Here is an 18,033-nt window from a genome sequence, read left to right as displayed (position 1 = left end):
GCGGTAAAGCCATTATGCACCGGCAAGGTGATTGAACGATGACTGCGTGTGCGGTGTTCTACTTACGCGAGCATGCCCGAGTTCGCGTTGAGAATGAATGTTTTAAAACGTTATTGCGTCGAACACACGCACGGAGCTGTTTAATCGGGGCAAACGATACGGCATAGCGATTGCTTCTGGCCGGCGGCGGGCGCACGGAACGAAAACAACGCGCCCGCAAACGGCTCGCGGGCGAGCGCCACTTCGTCCAGACCTTTGCGCGCGGTGGTCACATAAGCCGTCCGCAGATCGTCGCCGCCGAATGCGAGTTTCGTCACGTTCGAACAGGGAAAGGCAACGTGCCCGACGCTCATGCCATTCGGCGCGTAGCGTTCGATGCGCGCGCCGCCGAACGTCGCGACCCAGACCTAGCCTTCGGCATCGACGACAAAGCCATCGGGATCGCCCGGCGGCGCGTGCGTACTAAAGAGCCGCCTCGACGAGAGTTCACCGTCATCGCCCACGTCGAATGTATAAATGGCGCGGCGCAGCGAATCGACATGATACAGCGTGCGAAAATCCGGACTCATCGCGGGACCGTTCGTGATGATGTAGCCGCTGTCGTGCACGCGCGGCGCCTGATCGCCCTCGACGCGCCAGAGCGAGCCGGTTGGTTCCCGTTCCGCGTCGTCCATCGAGCCGAACCACAGGCGCCCTTCGGTATCGACATGCGCGTCGTTGAGCCGGTTGCCGGGCAGACCGCTTTCAACCGGCACGCACAACACGAAGCGCGCGTTTTCCGGCGTGAAGCGATGCAGCCCGCCCTGCAATCCGCAGACAAAGCCGCCGTCCGCGTGCGGCAGCACGAAACCGGTTTGCGCGGGCGCCTCCCAACTGCTGCGCTCGCCGCTTTCGGGTACATAGCGATGCACGCGGCGTCGTTTGATATCGACGAAATACAGCGCGCGCTCGCGCTCCACCCACACGGGGCCTTCGCCGAGCAGCGCGCCCACGTTCCATTCGACCTCGGGTGTCAGCGTATTCATGCGCCGTACCAGCCGGCGTCGACGAAATAATCGCGGCCCGTGCAACGCGCGGCGTCGTCGGAAGCGAGAAACAACACCATGCGCGCGACATGCTCGGGTTCGATGCGGGCGTGCAGGCATTGCTGCCCGAGCAGCTCCGATTCGCTTTCGTTCGATTGCCAGAGCTTCATTTGACGCGGGGTGCGAACCGCACCGGGAATCACGCAATTCACGCGAATACCGTATTCACCGAGATCGCGCGCGAGCCCGCGCGTGAGGCCCTCGATTCCCGCTTTGGCGGTCATATACACGCTGAGATTCGGCGTGGCCAGATGCCAGGAAATCGAGCCGAGATTGACGATCGCGCCTGCGCCCTGCTTGCGCATGCCGTCGACGACGGCTTGTGCACAAAAGAATTGATGGCGCAGATTCACGGCGAGCCGATCGTCCCAGTAAGCCGCGCTGACGTCGCCGACGTCATGACGGTCGTCGTTGGCTGCGTTGTTGACGAGAATCTGTACGTCACCAGCAGCCTGAGCGATGGCTTCGAAATAGCGTTGCAGGGCGTCGATATCACGCAGATCGCAGCGATGGTAGACGGGTTCGTATTGCGTCTGCCTGCACGCCTCGACGAGCGCGAGCGACGGTTCGTCGGCTACGTCCAGAAAATGCACGCACGCGCCTTGTGCGCTGAACGCCTCCACCATGGCGGCGCCAATGCCGGTGCCGCCGCCCGTGATCACGACCACCTTGTCGCTCAGGCTCGGATAAATTGCATAAGACATGGGTTATTTCGCTTCCGGTTCAATCGATGCGTGATGGCACGCGCACGGGATATTCAATCGACGCTCACATCGCTCGTCATGCGCCAGTCGCGCGGCAGCGTACGCGTCGCTTTACCCGTGACGGCAAGCGTCGCGTGCAAGTGAATATCGCGGCTTGAACTGCCAATCATCAGATCGAATTCGCCGGGTTCGACAATGCGCTCGCCGCGACCATCGGTGAAATTCAACATGTCGACGGGCAGACGAACATGCACGAGCGCCGCGCCGCCCGCTTGCACCGTCACGCGTGAAAACGCCTTCAATTCACGCACCGGACGCGCACTTGACGCCACGCGATCACGCAGATAAATCTGCACGACTTCCACGCCGCTGCGAGCGCCTGTGTTCTTCACCGTGAATGAAAACGCGAAGGTGCCGGTTTCGATGGGCGCAGTGGGCGTCGCGATGTCGAGCGCTTCATAAGCGAAGCGCGTGTAGCCGAGTCCGAATCCAAACGGATAACGCGAGCCGAAATGCCACGCAACCGGCGTGCCCGCGCTTTTGAGCCGATGGTTATAGACGTAAGGCACTGCGCCCGCGCTGGTCGGCACGGAAAGCGGCAGGCGGCCGCTGAAATTCTCGCGCCCAACCAGCAGAGCGGCGAGCGCTTCGCCGCCCTTCTCGCCCGGCGCGAACGCCATCAACTGGGCAGCGACGCGTTCCTCCTGGCCGCCGAGGTTGTAAGGGCGCCCGCCCGTCATCACGACGACCGTGGGCGTGCCGGTCGCGAGCACGGCGTCGAGCAGCGCCTGCTGCACGCCGGGAAGCGCGAGGCTGTCCGTATCCGAGCCTTCGCCCACGGTGCCCGACTGGAACAGGCCCGCGAGGTCGCCGACAAACACGATCGCTACATCGGCGGCGCGTGCCGCTTCGGCGGCGGCGATAATGTGCGTGGTGTTGGTACTGATCAGTGCGTCGCGGGTGCCCACTTCACGCGTGTCGAGCGAGACGTCGCCCGGAAAGACCGGCGCGCCCGCGCGGCGTTCCTCGATAATCGCGCAGCCCTGCGCGTAGCTGACGTGCGCCTCGCCGAGCATATTGCGCAGCGCTTGCAGCGGCGTCGTCATCGACGAGTGCGCACTCTCGCCGCTATTGATCAGATGCACGGGAAAGCTGTAACCCGCGAGCAACGCCAGCGGATCGTCGGCCGTCGGCCCGATTACGGCCACGTTCTGCCTGCCGTCGTTGGCGAGCGGCAGCACGCCGTCGTTGCGCAACAGCACCACAGATTCGAGTGCCACCTCGTGAGCCACATCGCTGGCGGCTTCACTGCGTACGTTCACGCGCGCCACGTCGGCATAGGGCTGTTCGAATAAACCGATGTCGAACTTCGCACGCAACACGCGTTTGACTGCCGCATCGATCGTGACTTCGCTGATCTCGCCACGCGCCAGGGCTTCCTTGAGATGCAGCGCACACTCGTGGCCGGGCAACTCGATGTCGAGTCCCGCGTTGAACGATTGCGCCGCGGCATCGGCGGCGTCGCGCGCGATGCCGTGATGCGTGTAGAGCAGATTCACGGCCGCATAATCGGCGACGATCAAACCGTCGAAGCCCCACTTATCGCGCAGCACGCCTTGCAGCAGATCGCGATTCGCATGGCACGGCACGCCGTCGATGTCGTGATACGCGGGCATGATCGATCCTGCGTGCGCGAGCTTCACCGCCATTTCGAATGGCAGCAGGAAGGTGTCGTTGAGTTCGCGCGGCCCGACGTGCACGGGCGCGTGATTGCGCGCGCCTTCGCTCGCCGAATGCGCAACAAAGTGCTTGAGTGTGGCAAGTACGTCGCGCTTCTCGCCTTGCAGGCCCTGCACATAGTGGCACGCCATCACACCGACCAGATACGGATCTTCGCCGAACGTCTCTTCCGTGCGCCCCCAGCGCGGATCGCGCGAAACGTCGAGCACGGGCGCGAGTCCCTGATGACAGCCAATCGAGCGCGCCTGCTCGCCGATGACCTCGCCCACTCGGCCAACGAGCGCCGGATTCCATGTGGCCGCGTAATTGAGTGGCGACGGAAACAGCGTGGCGTCCTTGATCATCAGCCCGACGAGACACTCCTCGTGCGCCATCACCGGAATGCCCATACGCGTATGCTCGATCATCTGCCGTTGCAGCGCGTTGAAGGCCTCCACGCCCTCTTGCGGATCGACCGTGTGCGTGCCGAGCGGGCGCGTGACCTGACCGAGCCCGTGTTGCAGGAGCGTGTCGAGCGGCACGCCCGTATCGCGCTGCGCGAAGTCTTCGGTGCGCCACTCGTGACGGCCATTCGCGCGCAGCTTGAGCCAGACGGCATGCAACTGCGCGATTTTTTCGTCGATCGTCATGCGCGCGAGCAGATCGGCGACACGCGCTTCGGTCGGCGTATCAGCGCGACGATAAACGGGCACCTCGCTTTGATGGTCAAGCGACATCACAACACTCCTGGTTGGTCGTGCGCCAGGCGCAATGTTCGCCCGAACACATTAGTTATCCTGCTTAATATTTCAACGCGACGGCTCATTGAATCACCCGCACGCAACGATCAATGCATGCGCTTGAACGCCATGTCCCGATCGTCGAACAGATGGCAGGCTTCGGGCGGCAGCGCGATCGTCACGTTCTCATCGAAGGCTAGCGCACTGTCGCCGGGCAGCTTGGCGATCAGCGTGGCAGAACCCGCGCGTGGCTGAACGAGATGCACATAGCTGTGCTCGCCCATACGCTCGACGAGCCGTACGCGACAGGGGAGTGTAGGCGCGTTGCGCACGGAGTCGGCGAGACGCAGATGCTCCGGGCGAATACCGAGCGTCACCTTCATACCGACACTTGCGTGGCCGGGTTCGACGCGCGCGAGCACGCGCTCGCCGCTATCCAGCGTGACGTGCACGCCGCCCACGTCCGCGCTCGCGATCGTTCCCGCAAAGAAATTCATCTTCGGCGAGCCGATGAAACCCGCCACGAAGCGGCTGCGGGGATGGTGATAGAGATCGAGCGGCGCGCCCACCTGCGCGATGCTGCCGTGCCGCTCCATCTCCGTGCCCGCCTGCAGCAGTACGATGCGGTCGGCCAGCGCCATCGCCTCGACCTGGTCGTGCGTGACATACACGGCGCTCGCTTCACGGAACTCGCGATGCAGGCGCGCGATCTCGGTGCGGGTCTGCACGCGCAGCGCGGCATCGAGATTCGAAAGCGGTTCGTCGAACAGAAATACGCCCGGCTCGCGCACGATGGCCCGGCCAATCGCCACGCGCTGACGCTGTCCGCCGGACAGCGCTGCGGGACGGCGTTCGAGCAACGCGTCGAGTTGCAGCGCGGCGGCGGCACGGCGCACTTTCGTATCGATGAGCGCTTTATCGATCTTCGCCTGGCGCAGGCCGAACGCCATGTTTTCGTACACGCTCATGTGCGGATAAAGCGCGTAATTCTGAAACACCATCGCCACGCGACGCTGCGCGGGCGCAACGTCATTCATGCGCTGGCCGTCGATACGCAACTCGCCGTCACTGATCGATTCGAGGCCTGCAATCATGCGCAGCAGCGTGGATTTTCCGCATCCGGACGGTCCGAGAAACACGCAGAACTCGTTCTTGCCCACTTCGAGCTGCGCGTTGCGAATCACCGCCTGACCGTTTGCGTAAGACTTCTGTACGTTTGCGAGAGAGATGCTTGCCATGTCGTGATGTCGGTGTCGGTGTCGGTTTAAACGGTGCGTCAGCCTTTGAGCGAGCCGGCCATCATCCCCTTGATCACGCGTTCCTGACCAAAGGCGTACGCCACGATCAACGGCAGCGAAGTCAGCGTGACGACGGCGAGCATCGCAGGTACGTTCGACGAATACTGGCCCTGAAAATCCCATACCGCGAGCGGCAGCGTGCGATGCTCGGAGGTGGAGGTGAGCATGTAGGCGAAGATGAATTCGTTCCACAGGCCAATGCCGTTGTAGATCGCCACCGTCGCGAGGCCTGGGCCGGACAACGGAAAGAACACGCGCCAGAAGATGCCGAACGGGCCGCAGCCGTCGAGTTGCGCGGCTTCTTCGAGTTCGCGTGGAATCTGCCGCATGAATTCCGTGAGGATGAAAATCGACACGGGCAGGCTCAACGCGACATATGGCCCGAGCAGCGCGAACGGTGTGTCGTAAAGGCCGAGATTGCGCGTGAGCAGATAGATCGGCACGAGCGTGGCATGCAGCGGCACGATCATCCCTGCCACGACGAGCGCGAACAGGGTCTTGTTGAACGTGAAGCGCAGGCGCGCGAACGCATAGGCGGCCATCGCGCTCACGATCACGATCAGTACCACGGACACGCCCACGACGAACAGGCTGTTGCGGAAGTAGGTGAAATACGGGCCTCCGAGTACGGCCGCGTAGTTGCCGACATACAGATGTTTCGGCAAGGCCCAGACCGGCGAGGAGAAGGTTTCGTCCTGCGTTTTCAGGCTCGTGGCCACCACGAAGATGAACGGCACCGTCGTGACGGCCAGCCAGATCAGCGCGAGCAGCGGCACACCCACGCGGAGCTTGCGCAGACTGAATGCGCGTTGATGCGGGAGCGTCGACATCGCTTAAACCTCCGTTGCGTAACGACGCGTGAAGCGCAGCGAAATCGCCGCCACCGCGCACACGATGATGAACATCGCCGAGCCGATGGTGCTGCCGTAGCCGAGCTGGAATGAGCTGAACACGGTGCGGTACATATACGTCGCCATGAGTTCGGACGAGCCTTCGGGACCGCCCCCCGTCATCACGTAGATCAGATCGAAATAGCGCAGCGAACCCAGGACGGACAGCAGCACGGCGGTGCGCACGGTGCCTTGCAGATGCGGCAGCTTGATGCGCCAGAAAATGGTCCATTCGGAGGCGCCATCGAGCCGCGCAGCTTCCGCGATTTCCTGCGGCAACGAAGAAAGACCCGCGAGAAACAGGATCATGTAGAACGGCGTGTTCTGCCAGCAGATCACGGCGATGGTCGAGCCGAGCGACAGATGCGGGTCGCCGAGCCAGTCCTGCGCGAGCGCGTCGAGTCCGAGTCCATGCAGCGCCGCGTTGAGCGGGCCGAAGTTCGGATCGTAGACGTTCTTGAACAGCACGCCGATCGCGACACTCGACATCAGCAGCGGCAGGAAATAAAGAATCTTGAGCAGACGCGAGCCGCGCCCCGCTTTTTCAAGCATGACGGCGAGCGCGAGCGCAATCGGCAACTCCACTACGATCGATGCGGCGGCGAGCAGCGCATTGTTCGCGAGCGATTGCCAGAACACGGCATCGTGCGCGAGCTTGGCCCAGTTGGACAGCCCCACGAAACGCGCGTTGCTGCCGAGTCCGTTCCAGTCGAGCAGGGAAAGCCGCAAGCTGGAAACAAGCGGATAAAGCAGGAAAACGGCGAGCAGCACCACCGCGGGCGCGAGAAAGGTGGCGGCAACGAGCCACTGCGCGGAGAATCGCAAGCGGCGTTCTGGAACGGCGGAAAGTGCGATATTCACGGAGCGTTCTGCCGGCGACGTTCTCGCGAACGCGCCGGTCTTAAAGATAAATTGATCAGGATGACGAATCGTAATAGTGTGAATCAGCCGCCCGACTTCGACGCGGCTTCCATTTGCTGCGCGGCGGCCTGCGGGGTGACCGAGAGGCCGAACAGCGCCTGGGTCGTGTCCTTGTGCAGTTCGCCCAGCCGCGGCGGCAGCGCCTGGTCGTACCAGAGCTGCACATTCGGCGCCTGCACGATGAGCGCCTGCAGACGCTTGAGGAACGGATCGGGAATCGCCACGTCCTTGATCGGCGGCACCTTGTGATCGGTCACGCGTGCGCGCATCGACTCGTCGTCGGTGAGCGACTGAATCAGCTTGAACGCCTGATCGGGATATTTGCACGCGCTCGAAATGCTGAGGAAGCCGTCGCCGACCGTGCCGATCACGTCGCGCGGATCGCCCTTGCCGCCCGGCACGCTCGGGAACGGGAAGAAGTCGAGCTTGGCCGAGAAGGCGGGATTTTCATTGGCGATGGTCGAGGCTTCCCAGCCGCCCATCAGTTCCATCGCGGCGCGGCCCGAATACAGCAGGCGGCGCGAGGCGCCCACATCGTAATCGAGGCCGTTGTAGCCCTGCGCGAACGCGCCCGCTTTCACGAGATCCTGAATGTACTTGCCCGCCTCCACGAAGGCCGGGTCGCCGAAGCCTTTGCCACCGCCTTCCACCGCGCCGCGCACGACGTCCGGGCCGCCGATGCGATCGACGAGATACATGTAGTACATCGAGCCCGTCCACTTATTCTTGTTTGCGAGCGCGAATGGCGCGATGTCGTGGGACTTGAGCACCTGCACCACGTGCATTAGTTCGTCCCACGTAGCGGGCGCCTTGAGGCCGTATTGCCTGAACAGGTCCTTGTTATAGAAGATCACGGCGGCCGAGGCGTTTTCGGCCGCAACGCCATAGGTCTTGCCGTCGAAAGTCACGGCTTTCCAGGAGGCGGGCAAGAATCGATCGCGATACGCGGGGTCTTTCTGCAGATACGGCGTGAGGTCAGCGATCTGGCCGGCCTTCACATATTCGTTGAGCGTGCCGCCGCCCCACGATTCGAACACGCAAGGCGGCTGATTCGCACCGAACGCCACTTTCAGCTTGGTCTTGTAAGCGTCGTTCAGGATGTGCGAGTTTTCGACCTTGTAGCCCGGGTTTTTTTGCTCGAAGCGGTCGGACGCGGCGCGCAGGATCTTGCTGGAACTGGCATTGGTCTGCTGATCCCACGTCGTGATCACTTTCGCGTCCTGCGCGTGCACCACGCCCGCCGCCGCGAGTGCGGCGAACAGCACCGCCGCGCGCGTCGTTTTCGCTACCACCGCGTACGCCATCTTGGGTGTCTCCTGTCGTTGGTTTTGTTTGCGACCGCTTAACGTTATCCTTAACGTTACAAGATCGTAGTCGTAACGTTACAGGCTCGCCAGACAGCGTTAACCCTCGAACTACGCCACGGGCAATGGTCGAGCGACGTTTCCGTACAACGCTTGCTGCACGGCCTGTGCGTGCCTGAAGTGTCGTGCTGCGCGGTTCTGCTAGAATCATTTCCACTGTAACGCTAGCGTTACCAAGACCTGCCCAGTTGCGGTTCGTGTCGCGCCGCCTCACTCTTTCATAACAAGCTAGTCGCATGACCAAGCAAAATCCCACGCTGGCCGACGTCGCGAGGCTGGCCGGCGTGTCGCAGATGACCGCATCGCGTGCGCTCAACGGGCGTCCGGGCGTGTCGCGAGAAACGCGCGACGAAGTGCTGCGTATCGCGTCCGACATCGGTTACGTCGTCAATCGCACCGCCCAGAAGCTCTCGGGCGGACGCAACGGCATCATCGGCATCATGACGCCCACGCTCGACACGCAGTTCTCGAGCGAGCTGATTCTGGGTGCGGGCCGCGCCGCGCGTGCGGCCGGTTGCGAAGTGCTCGTCTACACGGTGTCAGACGACAGTCACTCGCATCAGGAACTCATCAAGCTCGTGCGCCAGTTTTCCGATGGTCTGCTGGTGATCCTGCCGCGCGAGACCATGTGCCTCGATGCGCTCGCCACCGCGCACGTGCCGGTCGTGGTGGTCGATCAGCGCGGCACGCTCAATCGCTTCCCTTCGGTGTCGGTCGACAATTACGGCGGCGCGCGCATGGCGGTCGAGCATCTTGTGTCGCTCGGCCACAAGCGCATTGCGTTTCTCGGCGGCGACGAGGCGATCGAAGGCGTGCGCGACCGGCAGCGCGGCTATCATGACACGCTGGTGCGTCACGGCATCGAGCTCGATCCGGCGCTCGTCGTGACCGGCGATCTTTCACAGATGACCGCCTTCGAAGTGGCGACCGGGCTGGTCAACCTGCCCGATCCGCCCACGGCCATTTTCACGGCCAACGACCAGAGCGCGTTTGGCGCGATTGCAGCCGCGCGCGAAGCGGGTCTGCGCGTGCCCGACGATATCTCCGTGATCGGTTTCGACGATATCCCGATGGCCGAGCAGTTTCATCCCGCGCTCACCACGGTGCGTCAACCGTTTCAGCAGATGTCGAGTTCGGCGGTCAATGCGCTGCTCGCGCAGATCGCGGGCAGCGACGCGGTCGCGCAGCGCACGACCTTCCCCGCCGAGCTGGTGGTGCGCCAGTCCACGGCGCAAGCTCCTGCTGCCGCGCGGCGGCCTGCGGAAGCTGCACGGCGTGTGGGGCGTCAACGCGCGAAAGCGTAACGGTGATTGAATAGAAAGCGGCGCGCATTATCTTCGGATAACGCGCGCCGTTTTTGCGTTGAGGCCTCTATTTGCGCTGCTTTTCACCAGATGGTGTCGAGATGCGTGAGCGCGCGCACGCGTGCGTCGGGCGTGACGAGCGGCACGCCGAGCGTGCGCGCCGTGGCGGCAACAAGCCGCTGCGATGACGGCAATTCCGGCGACAGCGTGGTGGCACGCACCGCGATCGCGGTATCGACGGGCACCATGCGCACGCCTTCGATCGACGCGAGCGTGGCGAGCCAGCGCCGCGTATCCATCGACAAGGCGAGCCGGCCGTTTTCCACGAATTGCGCCAGTTCCAGCACGCTGATCGTCGAGATCAGCACCTCGCCGTTTTCCAGCGCGCCGTCGATGGCCGTGCGCGCGGGTTCGCTCAGCGCCTTGTCGTCGCGCAGCCAGTAGACGAGCGCGCAGGTGTCGAGCGTGACCATGCCCGCATCTTATTTGCCGACGGGCGACGCGCGACGCGTGCCCTCGCCTACGGCCTCGCTCAGTGCATCGATGCGCGCATCGACCGGCGCGTTGAAATCGCAATGAACGATGGCCGCGCGCAGCGAGTCGAGCGGACTCTTGCGCTTCGCGCGATAGGGACGTATTTCGATGGTCGGCTGGCCGCGGTCGGTCACCACCACGCTTTCGCCGAGCATTTCGACTTGCCGGAACAGTTCGCAGGCTTTCGCCTTGAACATCGCTTTCGATACCCGTTTTTCCATTGAAGGATCTCCACCCATCGTGATCGGCGCGCTGTAGTTTTGTAGGAGCCGCATTGCGAGACGTCGCGCACCGTGGACGTTATCGCTAACGTCTGCAAGATAGCATGGTCGTCGGGCGACATTCAAGGGCGGATGAACGCGGGGTTTCCCGAGTGCGCGCCGACCCCGGAATGCGTGGATACGCGGGAAATAGCGATGAAACGGCAAACACGCGGCTTTGAAGCGGAGGCTGAAAAAAAGGACGCCGGCATGTCAGGGTGGAGGAGTTTGACCACGCCGGCGCGGCCCGGACCAACGTCCGGCCGGGCCTGTCCATACGACTCGCTACTGCTGAGAACTCACTGGATACTGCATGGAAATTGCGGTTGCTGCCGCAGACTGCGTCTGTTCCGCCCGAATCAGAACAGATGCATGACGCCCGCGAACACGCCGAACTGGCCCTGCCCGTAATTCGGATTGCCGTTCGCCGACGAGCCCGTGGTCGGATCGTAGTCGTTGTTGCCGTACGAACCGTTGCCGAGGTTGATATTCGACGTCGAGCTGTTATGCACGTAGCCCGCTTCCGTGTAGAGGAAAGTGCGCTTCGACAGGTTGTACGTGCCGCCCAGCGTATAGAGCGTGGCGTTACCGTTGCCCTTGTTGGCGTTGGCGTGGAAGACCGCCGCCGTGATGGCCGCCGCCGCGTTGATCTGCCAGGCTGCGCCGATCCATTCGTGATCGACCGCCGTCGGTGCGGATACGCCGCCAGGCTGCGAAGCATCGGTCACGCCCACGCTCGCGTTGGTCGCGTTCGGCGCGCTCAGATGCTGATAGCCCGCGTAGAACTTGACCGGGCCGAACACCAGCGTGCCGCCCGCGAGGATCGAGCGCGAGTGCTGATAGACGTCGTTGAACGTGCCGTCTGCGCCGCGCACTTCGTCGTAGATCACGCGGAAATCGCCGAGGCCGTACGAATAGACCGCTTCGATGCCGTCCGTGCGGCCCTGCCCCGTGGGCGTCGAGGCCGCGTTCCACTTGGTGTTGTTGGTCAGCGCGTACTGGCCGCGCATGTAGAAGCCGCCCCAACTCGGCGTCTGGTATTCGAAGCCGTTCGAGGCGCTCGCCCAGTTACGCCCGCGCACCAGCGTCGCGATCGCGTAACGCTGCATCAGTTGCGGGTCGGCGCCCCAACTGTCCTGCGAGATTTCGCCCGCGCCGAGATTACCCATCTTGAAGGTACCGTAGCGGTCGTTGTCGAAACCGACGATCGCGTGACGGCCGAACAGCGCGCCCGCCGACTGGCCCGTCTGCGTGTTGAGCTGGCCTTCGAGCTTGAAGATCGCCTTCGTGCCCGCGCCGAGATCTTCGGAGCCTTCGAGGCCGAACCACGAACAACCCCAGTCGCCGCTTTCGGCGCTCACGGCGTTCTTGTTGCCCGGCAGACCTGTTTCGTACTGAATGCCGTTGTCGATACGGCCGTACAAGGTGACCTGGCTTTGCGCCTGGGCGGCGGACGATACCGCAGCCAGCACGGCGAGGCCAATCAGCTTCTCTTTCATCAGGTATCCTATCTTTTTGCGTGTGTCTCCAAACCACGTCCCGGCTTCGTGGGGCTTGCCGGCGCAGCGACCCGAAATGCGCGAGGCTCAGGCCCCTTGCACTTCGGGAGCCGATTATAAAAACGCCCCGCGCGCTCGCGGCGGCCTCAAGCGCCAGGGAAAATGCGCCCCAGTTCTAACGTTGTTTCCACTCGGGAGTTGCGCTAGCGCTAACGTTATGGCCACGTCATGTGGTCAGATCCGGCGGCGAAGCCGGTCGCAGCGTGGCGCGCCGCGGGCGCGCCAGCGTTACACACGTGTGCAAACCGCGGTGGAAACGCGTTCCACCGTGTTACCGACCGGACGGTCGCGCTTAACGTTCAAGGTGGGTGTCGCGCTAACGCGACGCTGGCGGGCATGCGTTCTGCGGGCTGAAGTACAGCGGCGCATGTGCGCCACCCCGCCCACCCTTCTCTCTCTGCGATGAATCGACATTCGTCCGCGCCGGGGCCGGCCCCGGCTTCCGCGTCCCTTCGCCCGCTGCGCGTGGCCATCTGGCTCGGCCTGGTCGGTGCGCCGCTGCTCTGGGTGCTGCAACTTGCGCTGGCGGTCACGCTCGTCTCCGCAGCATGCGGCGACGGCATCCAGCGCCACGCCGACATGCCCTGGCCTCACGTCGAGGGCATTGTGGGGGTGGCGTCAGCCTGTGCGTTCGTTATCGCGCTTGCGCTGGCAATCGCGGCCGGTCGCGCGTGGCGCCGGATCGTGTCGCTTTCGCCGGACAAGCACGACTCCCAGCGCTTTATTGCGTGGTGCGCCGCCTCCTGCTCCGTGCTGTTTCTGGCACTCATTGCATTCTCCACGTGCGTGCTGGTGATCGCGCCGATCGAGCGGTTGTGCACCCCGTTCAATTGAAGCGTGTGTGAAAATCCCGCCCCGTTAAAATCGTCTGATCAACGAAATATTTACCGCTTTTACCGCCTGTATTAGAACGCGAAAATCGGGGCCATGGCGAGGAATCGAATGTCTGCGAATGCATTTTGATTTGCGATGCCAAATGCCCGCATCTCGTGCAATTGAATAGTGCGGATGAACCGTAAAGTCGAAGCCGTCGGGGAACCCATAGCGAGCGTTTCCCGGTTTCAGGGAGAAAGGCAGTGACTTCGGTAAATATGGGTTGGGCGCTGCGCGCGACAGTAATGGGCGCGGCGATTTTGGGAGCGGCGGCCGTGCAGGCGCAGGAAGTGTATGTGACGGGGGGCACGCTCGGCGCAGGTCTCGGCGGCGCGATCAATCTGGGCCCGCATTTCGGCATGCACGCAGAAGCAGCGGGATTCGGCCTGAGTCACACCGTGACAGTCGACGATAACCGCTACGACGGCCACCTCACGCTCGCACAAGGCGGCACCTATCTCGATCTGTATCCGTTCGCGTCGAGCGCGTTCCGGTTGACCGCGGGCGCCCTCTTCAACGCGGACTCGCTTTCGGCAACGCTTTCGCCGAACGCGCAAGGTAACTATCAGATCGGCGGCCAGACAGTGCCGGCGCTCGGTCCTTCGCCAACCGCGAAAGCAACGCTGCCGCACGTGATGCCGTATATCGGCATTGGTTATGGTCACAAGAAGCCGGCACTCGGTCTGGGCTTCTCGTTCGACCTTGGCGTAGCGTATGGCCGTCCGCGTGTGTCGTACGACGTGCCGTCGATTTACGATCCGTATGTCTCGCAGCAGGATATCGCCAACGAAGAACAGAAGTTCAGCGACAAGATCACGCGCTATCACTGGTATCCGGTTGCGCAGATCGCATTGACGTATCGCTTCAATTAAAAATAGGGCGAGGCTTCACGCATGCGGGCCTCGCCACATATTGCATCGGCAATCAGAACGACATATCGATGCCAAGCATGGCGACGATCTGCGTAGGTGTCGATGATCCCGTGAGGTTTTGCGAATCGCCGACGGCCGGGGCGGCGTTCACCACTTGCCCCGTGCTGTCCAGCGTCTGGCCGCTCGCGTGCTGCCACGCTTCGAGCGCGTAGAGTTCGGTGCGCTTGGAAAGCCGATAACCCTGCTTCAACGAAAGCTGCGCATAGCGCGCGGCATGCGCGACACCATTACCTTTCGAGGCCATCGTGTACGAGACGCCCGCCGCCAGATTGACGTCCGCCTCGACTTGCCAGCGCGCAAATGCACCGTACGTATTGAACGAAGCCGTGTCCGCGAAAAGCGAACGCGCGCCGGGCAAATAGCGCACGTTGGAATACATCAATCCCACGCGCGTCGGGCCGAAGGTGAAGCTGCCTGCCATGGCGACATCGCGCATCGATCGCGCCGTGACGTAGCCCTCATTCACCTCGGAGACGCCGAACGAGCCGGTCGATGTCGAATCGAATGCGGCGCTCGTGCTGCCTTCCGTGTTTGCCGTGCTGGTGAGCGCGTTATCCATGCGCAGATAACCGGCGGCGAGCGCGAGCGGTCCATGCGCATAGCGCAGCGCGACGCTCATCGTCTGGCCGCTGCCGATGCTCCCCGCCACGCCACCCAACGCATACATACCCGCTGCCTGCAAGCCATGCCATTGCGGCGACACGTACAGGGCCGCGTTGCTCGCGCGCACGGTCGTGTCCATGCCATCGAGGTCGCCGGGATGCGCGCCCGCCGCGCCGGTCAGCGAACCGACCGACGAAAGCGGCCCCACGAACAGGAAATAAGGCGTGTATTGACGACCAAGCGTGCCGGTGCCGTAACGGTCGTTGGAAAGGCCCACGTAGGCCTGTCGATTGAATATCGAACCGCTCGAAGCCGCTTCGCCTTCATTCAAATCGAAGCCCGATTCCAGCACAAAAATAGCGTGCGTGCCGCCGCCGAGCATCTCATCGCCTTTCAGGCCGAATTTCGAAGCGTACAGATTGCCCTGGCGAAGATAGAGATTCGCGTGACCGTGCTGATTGTTGACATAGCTGATGGCGTCGTCGGCCACGCCGTAGAACGTGAGGCTGCTTTGCGCGTGCGCGGACGGTGATGCCACGGCGGCAACGGCGAGCAAAGCGCTGGCCGATGCACCCAAAAAGGAATTGTTCTGTTTCATTCGATGGGGTGATGCGCACAGAACAATGCTATGGAGTCCGTAGTTAACAATGCGATTCTCTGTTCTATGCATGAATGCTGCTTTGATGCGGCATTTGTCCGGAAGATTCTCCAGACGAATACCGAAACCTGAATAGAAACCGCGCGCACCGCTCAATAGCGCGGTGCGCGCGTTTCAGGGTGAGCAGCCAGCGCAGCCGTCTTGTGACGGCATGCGTTACGTAGCTTGCTCGGCGATCGTCGTGCGGATTACTTGCCGCTCGCAGCCGTATCGATGGTATTGAGCACCTGGCGCAGCGATTTTGCATCGACCTGGCCCGGCGCTGACGCCTGGCCGATCATGCCGAAGGTCAGATCCGAGCCGAACACTTCGCCCGAGAAACGCGAGACCGCACCAAGACCGCCCATCGACATGGTCAGCAGCGGCTTGCGGGAATAGTGATCGCGAATCTGTTCGGTGGCGTCGAGCAGTTTCAGCACGTCAGCGGCGTTATGCGGCATGACGGCGATCTTGAGAATGTCCGCGCCCATCTTGTCCTGCTTGCGCAGCCGCGAAATGATTTCGTCTGTCGACGGGGTTTTCTTGAAGTCGTGACTCGACATCACGACCTTGATACCGGCCGCGTGCGCCGTCGCCACGACTTCGCGCACGACGCCCGGATCGCGGAACATTTCAACGTCGAGAATATCGATGAAATGCGCCTTGATCAAGGCGAGATACAGATCGCCGTATTGTTTGTCGCTGATTGCCTTCGCACCGCCTTCGGCCTTGGTGCGGAACGTGAGAATGAGCGGCTTGCCGTTCGCCACGGCCGCGACCTGCTTGCCCAGTCCGGCGACGCGTGTGGCGTCGGTATCGAAGTCCAGATAGTCGACGCGATACTCGATGATATCGACATCGGGGTTGCTGCCAATCGCGCGCGCCTGAGCCAGCACGTCGTCGGCCGTCGAACCCGTGGTCGGAACGATGATCTTCGGTGCACCCTGGCCGATCACGACGTTGCGGATGGTGATCGGCTCGGCATGCCGTTGTGTGACTGCCGCCGCCGGGGCGCTGGTCGCCGCCGACGCGGTCGTGACCATTGCGAGCCCCTGGGTCGCCAGCAACATCGAAAGCGAAATCACCGTCTTGCGCATCTTCATCGTTTCAAACTCCTTGTCATGTATTCGGGTGTACTCGGGCGTCGACCTCGCGGCGCGCGACGGGCTGGCAAGGCGAAGAAAGACGAAGGTCAGGAAGAAATGAACCGAGGCCGAATCGCGTTTGCGCCGCGTCGTTCATGAACGTGGCCATGCGTGCGCGAGAGCGCACCGGTATCCGGTTCGCGTCGCAGAGTATGAGGGAATTCATGACATGCTGCGCTGTTTCCGCCACGCCGCACGCGAGAAAACGAGCGGTATCGTAGCAAGCATGCCGCGGAAACAGCGCCGCAAAAAATGAAGCTTTCTTTAGGAAGTGTGTTCGGAACCGTTAAAGCGAGCGAGAAGCATCGCGCGTAACGATGCGCTGCGCATGAGCGCTGTGTTACGGATGCGCGGCCACGCAGTCATGCCGATAGTCGACGGCGAGCTTTTGCTCCGCCGTATTCAGGTCGGCGGGAAACACACCGTTATCCGAGCCGGGTTGATAGCCGCGTGCTTCGAGTTCGCCGAGCTCTTTCATCAGATCGGCGTGCGTGACGCCTCCGGCCGTTTTCTTGAACGGATACGACAGGCATTGTTGATGCGAAAGATGCGTCGCGGCAGAAGCGGCAAAGCTCGACGTGAATACAACGAGGGCCATCGCGAGATGAGGCAAGCTTGATTTGAGGTTCATAATCGACTTTTTTATAGGTTGCGCAGCGCGCTGAACTCGAACCATTAGACTAGCCGACGCCGCTCGCCAGGTAGTCCCCCGAAAAGTTAAAGATAATTTAGGTATCGCGACCACGCAATCGTCATTGCGCCGGTTTCAGCCTGCGCTTTCGGGCGACATGTCCACGTCGGCGCGATAACCAAGACGCGGAATGACCACGAGCTTCACCGGCGCGCCGGCTTTCGCAAATCGGCCGCGCAATCTGGACACCAGCCGGTGTAGTGATGTCGGGTCAACCTCGAGTTCGCCGAATACATAATCGACCAGTTCGGCATGACGAACCGGTTCACCAGGATTGCGCAGCAAGCGATCCATCAGCAGATATTCGCGACGACGGAGCAGCAGTGCGCTGCCATCGCTGCAAATCAGGCTGCGCGTGGCGCGCGAGAGCAAGGGTTGCGATGCACTGTCTGACGTCGTTGTTTTGGTCGCGGTTTGTATCGTATGGCTGCCGGGGCGCGTGATGGCCTGAAGGCGAGCGTGCAACTCGACATAGTCGCAGGGCTCGTCGAAACAGATATCCACGCCGGAATCCAGTAGTTTGACGCGCGTTTCCGTCGTGGCCTGCGACTCGACGATCACCAGCACCGTATGATTCGGTCGCGCCGCAAGCGTGCGGGCGACGTGCTCCGCCTCGCCGTTCGTCAGCGCGATAATCGCGTCGAGATAGTCGGTGCCGGCGAGCCAGGCAGCGTCATCGGGGCGGTCGAGTTCGACGACGCTGTGATTCGATTCTTCCAGCGCCCTGGCGAGATAGCGCCGCCGTCGCTCGACGCCGATGCAAAGGATGCGCAT

The 18,033-nt window shown here is 62.5% G+C and carries 16 protein-coding genes and 1 pseudogene; 3 read left to right on the top strand and 14 right to left on the bottom strand.

All coding sequences use genetic code 11. From position 1 onward, the window contains the following. Positions 1-140: 140 nt before the first annotated feature. The 7 genes and pseudogenes from BMY06_RS30340 to BMY06_RS30310 all read right to left on the bottom strand — a co-directional run bounded on the left by BMY06_RS30340 (position 141) and on the right by BMY06_RS30310 (position 8,661). Positions 141-1,025 (bottom strand): annotated as a pseudogene (locus BMY06_RS30340) (SMP-30/gluconolactonase/LRE family protein). Further along, complete coding sequence (gene xylB / locus BMY06_RS30335; RefSeq protein ID WP_074986850.1) at positions 1,022-1,789, bottom strand: D-xylose 1-dehydrogenase; 768 nt, start codon at positions 1,787-1,789, stop codon at positions 1,022-1,024. The pseudogene BMY06_RS30340 and the gene xylB overlap by 4 nt, the downstream one beginning before the upstream one ends. Before the next feature lie 53 nt (positions 1,790-1,842). Next, the gene (locus BMY06_RS30330; protein ID WP_074986849.1) at positions 1,843-4,245 is read right to left on the bottom strand and encodes a glycoside hydrolase family 3 N-terminal domain-containing protein; all 2,403 of its coding nucleotides are present in this window, start codon (positions 4,243-4,245) and stop codon (positions 1,843-1,845) included. Positions 4,246-4,355: 110 nt separating this feature from the next. After that, positions 4,356-5,486: an ABC transporter ATP-binding protein gene (locus BMY06_RS30325; protein WP_074986848.1), complete on the bottom strand. Its 1,131-nt coding sequence runs from the start codon at positions 5,484-5,486 to the stop codon at positions 4,356-4,358. A gap of 38 nt (positions 5,487-5,524) precedes the next feature. Then, complete coding sequence (locus BMY06_RS30320) at positions 5,525-6,376, bottom strand: carbohydrate ABC transporter permease (RefSeq protein WP_074986847.1); 852 nt, start codon at positions 6,374-6,376, stop codon at positions 5,525-5,527. Positions 6,377-6,379: 3 nt separating this feature from the next. Next, complete coding sequence (locus BMY06_RS30315; RefSeq protein ID WP_074986846.1) at positions 6,380-7,261, bottom strand: carbohydrate ABC transporter permease; 882 nt, start codon at positions 7,259-7,261, stop codon at positions 6,380-6,382. 119 nt (positions 7,262-7,380) lie between these two features. After that, positions 7,381-8,661 (bottom strand): extracellular solute-binding protein, encoded by a 1,281-nt coding sequence (locus BMY06_RS30310; RefSeq protein ID WP_074986845.1) that lies wholly within the window; start codon positions 8,659-8,661, stop codon positions 7,381-7,383. A gap of 296 nt (positions 8,662-8,957) precedes the next feature. Between BMY06_RS30310 and BMY06_RS30305 the strand changes: the two genes are divergently transcribed. After that, positions 8,958-10,025: a LacI family DNA-binding transcriptional regulator gene (locus BMY06_RS30305; RefSeq protein ID WP_065059235.1), complete on the top strand. Its 1,068-nt coding sequence runs from the start codon at positions 8,958-8,960 to the stop codon at positions 10,023-10,025. Positions 10,026-10,108: 83 nt separating this feature from the next. Here the strand turns inward: BMY06_RS30305 and BMY06_RS30300 are convergent, their stop codons facing one another. The 3 genes from BMY06_RS30300 to BMY06_RS30290 form a co-directional block, all read right to left on the bottom strand. Further along, a complete protein-coding gene (locus BMY06_RS30300; protein ID WP_065059234.1) occupies positions 10,109-10,498 on the bottom strand; it encodes a type II toxin-antitoxin system VapC family toxin in 390 nt (129 codons plus the stop codon). A gap of 9 nt (positions 10,499-10,507) precedes the next feature. Continuing rightward, positions 10,508-10,780, bottom strand: a complete 273-nt coding sequence (locus tag BMY06_RS40280) for a type II toxin-antitoxin system Phd/YefM family antitoxin (protein WP_074986844.1) — start codon at positions 10,778-10,780, stop codon at positions 10,508-10,510. Between the two features lie 398 nt (positions 10,781-11,178). Beyond that, entirely contained in the window at positions 11,179-12,318 is a 1,140-nt protein-coding gene (locus BMY06_RS30290) for a porin (protein WP_065059232.1), read from the bottom strand. A gap of 525 nt (positions 12,319-12,843) precedes the next feature. Between BMY06_RS30290 and BMY06_RS30285 the strand changes: the two genes are divergently transcribed. Together BMY06_RS30285 and BMY06_RS30280 are read left to right on the top strand one after the other, a co-directional pair. Further along, positions 12,844-13,212 (top strand): hypothetical protein, encoded by a 369-nt coding sequence (locus BMY06_RS30285; RefSeq protein WP_074986843.1) that lies wholly within the window; start codon positions 12,844-12,846, stop codon positions 13,210-13,212. A 242-nt stretch (positions 13,213-13,454) separates the two neighbouring features. Beyond that, entirely contained in the window at positions 13,455-14,123 is a 669-nt protein-coding gene (locus BMY06_RS30280; RefSeq protein ID WP_231957503.1) for a hypothetical protein, read from the top strand. 52 nt (positions 14,124-14,175) lie between these two features. Here the strand turns inward: BMY06_RS30280 and BMY06_RS30275 are convergent, their stop codons facing one another. The 4 genes from BMY06_RS30275 to BMY06_RS30260 all read right to left on the bottom strand — a co-directional run bounded on the left by BMY06_RS30275 (position 14,176) and on the right by BMY06_RS30260 (position 18,033). Beyond that, positions 14,176-15,384: a porin gene (locus tag BMY06_RS30275; RefSeq protein ID WP_074986842.1), complete on the bottom strand. Its 1,209-nt coding sequence runs from the start codon at positions 15,382-15,384 to the stop codon at positions 14,176-14,178. A gap of 248 nt (positions 15,385-15,632) precedes the next feature. Continuing rightward, complete coding sequence (gene aroD / locus BMY06_RS30270) at positions 15,633-16,526, bottom strand: type I 3-dehydroquinate dehydratase (protein ID WP_074986841.1); 894 nt, start codon at positions 16,524-16,526, stop codon at positions 15,633-15,635. 382 nt (positions 16,527-16,908) lie between these two features. Further along, a complete protein-coding gene (locus tag BMY06_RS30265; RefSeq protein ID WP_080180410.1) occupies positions 16,909-17,166 on the bottom strand; it encodes a DUF4148 domain-containing protein in 258 nt (85 codons plus the stop codon). A 168-nt stretch (positions 17,167-17,334) separates the two neighbouring features. Further along, positions 17,335-18,033 carry a winged helix-turn-helix domain-containing protein gene (locus tag BMY06_RS30260; protein ID WP_074986839.1) on the bottom strand — a complete coding sequence of 233 codons (699 nt, stop codon included), beginning with the start codon at positions 18,031-18,033 and terminating at the stop codon, positions 17,335-17,337.

It is taken from the genome of Paraburkholderia tropica (assembly GCF_900109265.1).
In the GTDB taxonomy this organism is placed as follows: Bacteria; Pseudomonadota; Gammaproteobacteria; order Burkholderiales; family Burkholderiaceae; genus Paraburkholderia; species Paraburkholderia tropica.
Note: the sequence above shows the minus strand (reverse complement) of the source record. Positions and strands in the feature narration are given on the sequence as shown.